Source organism: Neisseria sp. HMSC073G10 (assembly GCF_001812605.1).
GTDB classification, from domain to species: domain Bacteria; phylum Pseudomonadota; class Gammaproteobacteria; order Burkholderiales; family Neisseriaceae; genus Neisseria; species Neisseria subflava_A.
Map to the genome: position 1 here is coordinate 12,776 of NZ_KV809493.1, position 6,224 is coordinate 18,999.

Sequence of the window (6,224 nt, forward strand, 5' to 3'; positions counted from 1 at the left end):
TGCGAGCTTCTTCAGCTTTGCGAGCTTCTTCAGCCTTACGAGCTTCTTCAGCTTTACGTGCTTCTTCGGCTTTGCGAGCTTCTTCAGCTTTACGAGCTTCTTCAGCTTTACGAGCTTCTTCGGCTTTACGAGCTTCTTCGGCTTTGCGAGCTTCTTCGGCTTTGCGAGCTTCTTCGGCTTTACGAGCTTCTTCGGCTTTACGGGCTGCTTCAGCTTTGCGAGCTTCTTCAGCCTTACGTGCTTCTTCAGCTTTGCGAGCTGCTTCAGCTTTACGAGCTTCTTCGGCTTTACGAGCTTCTTCGGCTTTGCGAGCTGCTTCAGCCTTACGCGCTTCTTCGGCTTTACGCGCTTCTTCAGCTTTACGTGCTTCTTCGGCTTTACGTGCTTCTTCAGCCTTACGTGCTTCTTCGGCTTTACGGGCTGCTTCAGCCTTACGCGCTTCTTCGGCTTTTGTATTTTCAATATTGGTATTGGTTGGTCGTGTAGATGGCGTTCCTCCTCCACCTCCACCACAGGCTGCCAGGCTTAAAGCAATAACGGTTACTGCACTTATTTTTTGTAAAGACATGGATGTTTCCTTTGTAATGAGTGGGTTGATAATTAAAATGCAGACGTATTATCAACCAGTCATTTGAAAATATCAAGTAAATAATTTACAAAAACAACAGAACTGTTAATTTTTGCAACAATCGGCTATTCATAATTCTCAATTATGCATACCGAACAAGACAAAATCGATTTTAGCGAACGCTTGAAAACCGCAATCAGGCTGGCGGGTTTGGATAATCTTTCCAACGCCAGCCTTGCCAACCGCTTCAATCTTCGCCATCCCAATCAATCCGTCAGTACGCAGGCTTTCCATCATTGGTTAGTCGGACGTTCGATTCCGACGCCCGATAAAATCGAAACGCTGGCGAAATGGCTGGATACCAGCGGAGAATGGCTGCGGCACGGACGAATGTTGGAAGAAGGTGGGGCAGTTTCCCCGCAAGAGGCATTGTTGTTGAAATATTTCCGCGCGCTGTCGCCGGAAAAGCAGGAGGCGTTGATTACTTTGCTTCATAAAGCGGAGGATTGAGATTTAATCACAAAAAGGCCGTCTGAAATTTCAGACGGCCTTTTATTTTTCAGTCGGTTAAACAGTTTCTGTTTCAGGTTTGACCTTGCTTTTCTTAAACTTTAACACGGCTTCTTCTTTTGCAGCATCCCAGTCTATCAGCACAAAGCCGCCTTCGGCGAGTTTGCCGAACAGGAGTTCGTCGGCGAGCGGTTTGCGGATTTTTTCCTGAATCAGGCGGTTCATTGGGCGTGCGCCCATTTGAGGGTCGAAACCTTTTTCCGCCAGATATTTGCGCAATGCCGGCGTAAATTCGGCTTCGACTTTTTTGTCGAGGAGCTGGTGTTCGAGCTGGAGCAGGAATTTGTCCACGACTTTGACGATAATGGGTTCGGACAAGGGCGCAAACGGGATAATTGCGTCCAAGCGGTTGCGGAATTCGGGCGTGAAGAGTTTGTTGATCGCCTGCATTTCGTCGCCGCGTTCGCGTTTGGCGGTGAAGCCGAGGCTGGGGCGGCTGAGGCTTTCTGCGCCTGCGTTGGTGGTCATAATCAGGATGACGTTGCGGAAATCGGCACTCTTGCCGTTGTTGTCGGTCAGTTTGCCTGCGTCCATGACTTGCAGGAGGACGTTGAAAATGTCGGGGTGGGCTTTTTCGATTTCGTCCAAGAGCAACACGCAATGCGGCTGTTTGTTGACGGCTTCGGTCAAAAGGCCGCCTTGTTCAAAGCCGACGTAGCCCGGCGGCGCGCCGATGAGGCGCGATACGGCATGGCGTTCCATGTATTCGGACATATCAAAGCGTTGCAGCGGTACGCCCATCGAGTAGGCAAGCTGTTTGGCGACTTCGGTTTTGCCGACGCCGGTTGGGCCGGAGAAGAGGAAACTGCCTATCGGTTTGTCGGGCAGGGCAAGGCCGGAGCGCGACATTTTGACGGCGGCAACCAGCGCATCGATGGCATTTTCTTGACCGTAAACCATGTTTTTCAAATCGCGGCCGAGGAATTGCAGCACTTGTTTGTCATCGTGCGACACGGTTTTTTCAGGAATCCGCGCAACTTTGGCGATGACGGTTTCGATTTGCGCTTTACCGATGACTTTTTTCTGTTTGGATTTGGGCAGAATCCGTTGTGCCGCGCCTGCTTCGTCCATCACGTCGATGGCTTTGTCGGGCAGGAAACGCTCGTTGATGTAACGTGCGGAAAGTTCGGCAGCGGCTTCAAGTGCACCTTGCGTATAGCGGACTTGGTGGAAATCTTCAAACATCGGTTTCAAGCCGCGCAGGATTTGCACGGTTTCGGAAACGGTGGGTTCGACCACGTCAATTTTTTGGAAACGGCGGCTTAAGGCGTGGTCTTTGTCGAAAATGGTGCGGTATTCGTCGTAAGTGGTTGCGCCGATACAGCGCAATGAGCCTTTCGCCAATGCAGGTTTGAGTAGGTTAGATGCGTCCATCGTGCCGCCGCTGGTGCTGCCTGCGCCGATGATGGTATGGATTTCGTCGATAAACAAAATGGCGTGCGGGATTTTTTCGAGCTGTTTCAAGACGGATTTGACCCGCGCTTCAAAGTCGCCGCGGTATTTTGTGCCCGCCAAAAGCGAACCCATATCCAGCGCGTACACTTCGGCTTCCTTAAGCGCGTCGGGAATGTCGCCGTTGACGATTTGATGTGCCAAGCCTTCTGCCAGCGCGGTTTTGCCTACGCCAGCCTCGCCGACCAAAAGCGGATTGTTTTTGCGGCGGCGGCACAGGATTTGTACCAGCCTTTCCATTTCGTGTTTGCGACCAATCAAAGGGTCGATACGGCCGGCTTTGACTTCGGTGTTGAGGTTGACGGTGTAGTCGGAAAGGGAGCCGGTTTTTTGTTCCGCTTCTTCGCCCTCGCGTCCCAGACCGTCTGAATCATTGCCGTCCTCGTCATCGGGTGAGCCATGGGCAATGCAACGCAAGACTTCAAAGCGCGTAATGGATTGCAATTTGAGGAAATAAACGGCATGGCTTTCGGATTCGCTCATCATGGCAACCAAAATATCCAAAGGCTCTACTGCGGCTTTGCCGGCAGACTGGGTATGCACCATCGCACGTTGGATGACGCGTTGGAAGCCCAATGTCGGCTGGGTTTCGACCGTATCCAGAAGATGATCGGGAATTTGCGGCGTGTTTTCTGCAATGCTTGCCGCAAGCTGCTCAGACAGGATTTTCAAATCTGCACCGCACAGTTTCAAGACGTTCGGCACAGCCGCATCTTCTTCTATCAGCACCAAAAGCAGGTGTTCCAAGCTGATAAACTCATAACGCGCGTTGCGTGCTTCACGGTAGAGCAGTTGCAGGATGTGTTCCAATTCGGGTGAAAGCATGGTTTAAACCTCTTCGACTATACATTTGAGCGGATGCCCTTCAGCTTTGGCACGTTCCATGACCTGATGTTGCTTAGTCTGGGCAATATCGCGCGTGTAGGTGCCGCACAGGCCTTTGCCTTCGTGGTGCACCAGCAACATGACGGCCACTGCCTGTTCCTGTGCAAGCATAAAGACTTCGGTCAGGATCTCGACGACAAATTCCATGGTGGTGTAATCGTCGTTCAATAAAAATACGCCGTAACGTTTCGGCGGCTGTGTGTTGATATCGCTGAGCAGGGTATCGGATTGGTGGTCGGTATTCGGATGGTTCATAATCTTAGGTTTCAGTTTTCAGACGGCCTGTTTTAGAGTGCAAACCGTTTTCTGTTGTATTTCGGCAATTTTTTTTCTATTTTCCCACTTTTTTGAAAACATAGCTTGACGTTTTGTCTTAACAAATGTAAAAAGACGGTTAAGCAGAAGTTGGCACTCAACCGCGTATGCAATACGTGGGAGAAACGCTGAACGTTTTAGTTTTTTGTATGCCTTGTTTTGCTGATTTTGTTAATTTTTAAGTATAGGAAGTTTCTAATGGCAACCGGTATCGTAAAATGGTTTAACGACGCTAAAGGTTTTGGTTTTATCACTCCTGATCAAGGTGGCGAAGATTTGTTCGCTCACTTCTCAGCGATCAACATGGATGGTTTTAAAACCCTGAAAGAAGGTCAACGCGTATCTTTCGACGTAACCACCGGCCCTAAAGGCAAACAAGCTGCTAACATTCAAGCTGCTTAATCAAATGCGCGGCATAAGCCGTAAAATCATGGCGGGGTTTCCCGCCATTTTTTATGGGCGTTCGGGTTAAAAATTATGAATCAAAATTCATCTTATCAAAATGCTTTAAACCAGCTAGACGAGCTTATCCGTCATTTTCGCAGCGAAGGCGAAGTCAGCTGCGCCGTTGCTGAGCGTGAAGACCAAATCTTGATCCGCCTTGCCGATTTGAAACTGGATTTGCGCCCTGAAGATGAAAAAGCCATTGCCGATATAGACCGCTTTTACCGCCGCCATGTTTTAAGCGAATAAACGTTTCAAAACCGTTTGCCGTTTTATTTTTTAAGCATGCCTGATAAAATAGGCCGTCTGAAAAGTTTGTAAAGAATCAGCACAATGAGTATTGCCAATAATAAAAAAGCCTTTCACGATTTCTTTATCGAAGACCAAATCGAAGCCGGTATAGTATTGGAAGGATGGGAAGTAAAAGCCATCCGCGCTGCACGCGTTCAATTAAAAGAAAGCTATATCTACTGGAAAAAAGACGCATTCTATTTAGTGGGCTGCCACATTACCGCATTGCCCACTGCCTCGACACACGTCAAACCCGACCCTGTCCGTCCGCGTAAATTGTTGTTGAAACAATCGGAAATCAACAAGTTAATCGGTAAAACCGAACGTGCCGGTTATACGATTGTGCCCTTAAACCTGCATTACACACGTGGTAGAATCAAAGTGGAAATCGGTTTGGCCAAGGGTAAGAAACAGCATGACAAACGCCAAAGCCTGAAAGAAGCGGATTGGAAGCGTGAGAAACAGCGTTTGATGAAAAACGTACGTTGATTTTTTCAGACGGCCTTTTTGTAAAGGCCGTCTGAATATTTATTGTTTGAAAATTTTAAAAAGGAAAACAGATGAAAACCATGATTTTAGCAGCGGCTTCAGCCGTATTGTTGCTGGGCGCGTGTTCCACTACGGAACAAAGAGTATTGAAACCTGAAGAGCTGACCAGCATCAAACATGTCTGCATCATTCAAAATGCAAAAGTAAGACCGCATGATTTGGATCGTGCTTTGTATAAAGCTTTGGCAAAACGCGGCATTGGTAGCACTATTGTGACAGCGGACAACCGCAGCAAACTGTATGATTCTTCTTGCCCGTATAACCTGCGTTACAAAACCAAAGGCAATGACGAAATCTTGCGTAAAGGCGTATTTGTGTTGCGAAGCACGAAGTATGCGGTTTCTACTGTCAGCTACTCTTTAAATGATGAAAACCACTTCCGAACCAATCCTGATTTGGTGAAACAGGCTGAAGGTGTTGTGGCCAAATTGTTGGAAAAAAACAGCAAATAAAAGCCAGAATAAAAAACCGGCTTGCCGCGATATGGAGCATATCGGGCAAGCCGGTTTTGTTTTCAGACGGCCTTAAATGGATTTGATTTTTTCCCAAAGGGTTTTGACCGTACCTTGATAGTAGGTTTCGGAAGTGCAATAGACTGTTTCTAAAGCGCATTGTCCTTGTGAACCGTATTTTTTGATACACTGGTTCAAGGCAATTTGATGTACGGTTTTGAAACGTGGGGAGGTAATGGCCACTACGTTTTGCGCGGTCAATTTGCCCATGGCTTTAGGATAGGCAACAGCGATACAGGTGTTGTGCAGGGGAACAACCGTTTTACAGCCAGTCGCTTGGCCTGCGCCGATACCGGCTAAGGCATCTTGGCCTTTACAGAATGTTTCGAGTTCGGCTGTCGCATCCAGTTGGGTGGCATTTTCTTTGGTAGTTTTGATTTGCAGCGCTTCATTGCTGTCGGCAGGGTTTTGCCACATGGCCAGGTAGCCGTAAGTGTCGGCAGCCAGGGCGGCAGGAGTCAGTGCGCAAAGGATAAGTGTCATTAGTGTTTTTTTCATGTTTGTTCCCTGTTTGTTGGGTATTTGTCGTTATTATAAAGCAAAAGTACTTATTTGATATAAATTTGCTTTTAAAATGAATATTTGAGTGTGGTAGATAGATTATAGGCCGAGACCTTTGCAAAATTCCCCAAAATCCC

The 6,224-nt window shown here is 48.0% G+C and carries 8 protein-coding genes and 1 pseudogene; 5 read left to right on the plus strand and 4 right to left on the minus strand.

Annotation, left to right across the window (positions count from 1 at the left end; genetic code table 11):
- Positions 1-568 (minus strand): annotated as a pseudogene (locus HMPREF2865_RS01645) (hypothetical protein); the annotation flags it as partial.
- A gap of 144 nt (positions 569-712) precedes the next feature.
- On the opposite strand from HMPREF2865_RS01645, the gene HMPREF2865_RS01650 reads away from it, so the two are divergent.
- A complete protein-coding gene (locus HMPREF2865_RS01650; protein ID WP_016687458.1) occupies positions 713-1,078 on the plus strand; it encodes a transcriptional regulator in 366 nt (121 codons plus the stop codon).
- 57 nt (positions 1,079-1,135) lie between these two features.
- Here the strand turns inward: HMPREF2865_RS01650 and clpA are convergent, their stop codons facing one another.
- Positions 1,136-3,415, minus strand: coding sequence for an ATP-dependent Clp protease ATP-binding subunit ClpA (clpA, locus tag HMPREF2865_RS01655; protein WP_070645231.1), 2,280 nt, complete (start codon positions 3,413-3,415; stop codon positions 1,136-1,138).
- A 3-nt stretch (positions 3,416-3,418) separates the two neighbouring features.
- Positions 3,419-3,730: an ATP-dependent Clp protease adapter ClpS gene (gene clpS / locus HMPREF2865_RS01660; protein ID WP_003679561.1), complete on the minus strand. Its 312-nt coding sequence runs from the start codon at positions 3,728-3,730 to the stop codon at positions 3,419-3,421.
- Between the two features lie 258 nt (positions 3,731-3,988).
- Here clpS and HMPREF2865_RS01665 point away from each other — a divergent pair, with 258 nt between their 5' ends.
- The 4 genes from HMPREF2865_RS01665 (at position 3,989) to HMPREF2865_RS01680 (ending at position 5,526) form a co-directional block, all read left to right on the plus strand.
- A complete protein-coding gene (locus tag HMPREF2865_RS01665) occupies positions 3,989-4,192 on the plus strand; it encodes a cold-shock protein (RefSeq protein WP_070460950.1) in 204 nt (67 codons plus the stop codon).
- A 75-nt stretch (positions 4,193-4,267) separates the two neighbouring features.
- Positions 4,268-4,483 carry a hypothetical protein gene (locus HMPREF2865_RS01670; protein ID WP_003679564.1) on the plus strand — a complete coding sequence of 72 codons (216 nt, stop codon included), beginning with the start codon at positions 4,268-4,270 and terminating at the stop codon, positions 4,481-4,483.
- An 84-nt stretch (positions 4,484-4,567) separates the two neighbouring features.
- A complete protein-coding gene (smpB, locus tag HMPREF2865_RS01675; RefSeq protein WP_003679566.1) occupies positions 4,568-5,014 on the plus strand; it encodes an SsrA-binding protein SmpB in 447 nt (148 codons plus the stop codon).
- Positions 5,015-5,085: 71 nt separating this feature from the next.
- Positions 5,086-5,526 (plus strand): hypothetical protein, encoded by a 441-nt coding sequence (locus HMPREF2865_RS01680; RefSeq protein WP_070645233.1) that lies wholly within the window; start codon positions 5,086-5,088, stop codon positions 5,524-5,526.
- Between the two features lie 72 nt (positions 5,527-5,598).
- Here the strand turns inward: HMPREF2865_RS01680 and HMPREF2865_RS01685 are convergent, their stop codons facing one another.
- Complete coding sequence (locus tag HMPREF2865_RS01685; RefSeq protein ID WP_070608623.1) at positions 5,599-6,084, minus strand: DUF4189 domain-containing protein; 486 nt, start codon at positions 6,082-6,084, stop codon at positions 5,599-5,601.
- Positions 6,085-6,224: the final 140 nt, after the last annotated feature.

Bases quoted from the DNA above. Each gene is read 5' to 3' on its own strand.
- clpS (WP_003679561.1), bottom strand. From the start codon at position 3,730: ATGAACCATCCGAATACCGACCACCAATCCGATACCCTGCTCAGCGAT.
- HMPREF2865_RS01650 (WP_016687458.1), top strand. From the start codon at position 713: ATGCATACCGAACAAGACAAAATCGATTTTAGCGAACGCTTGAAAACC.
- HMPREF2865_RS01665 (WP_070460950.1), top strand. From the start codon at position 3,989: ATGGCAACCGGTATCGTAAAATGGTTTAACGACGCTAAAGGTTTTGGT.
- smpB (WP_003679566.1), top strand. From the start codon at position 4,568: ATGAGTATTGCCAATAATAAAAAAGCCTTTCACGATTTCTTTATCGAA.
- HMPREF2865_RS01670 (WP_003679564.1), top strand. From the start codon at position 4,268: ATGAATCAAAATTCATCTTATCAAAATGCTTTAAACCAGCTAGACGAG.
- HMPREF2865_RS01685 (WP_070608623.1), bottom strand. From the start codon at position 6,084: ATGAAAAAAACACTAATGACACTTATCCTTTGCGCACTGACTCCTGCC.
- HMPREF2865_RS01680 (WP_070645233.1), top strand. From the start codon at position 5,086: ATGAAAACCATGATTTTAGCAGCGGCTTCAGCCGTATTGTTGCTGGGC.
- clpA (WP_070645231.1), bottom strand. From the start codon at position 3,415: ATGCTTTCACCCGAATTGGAACACATCCTGCAACTGCTCTACCGTGAA.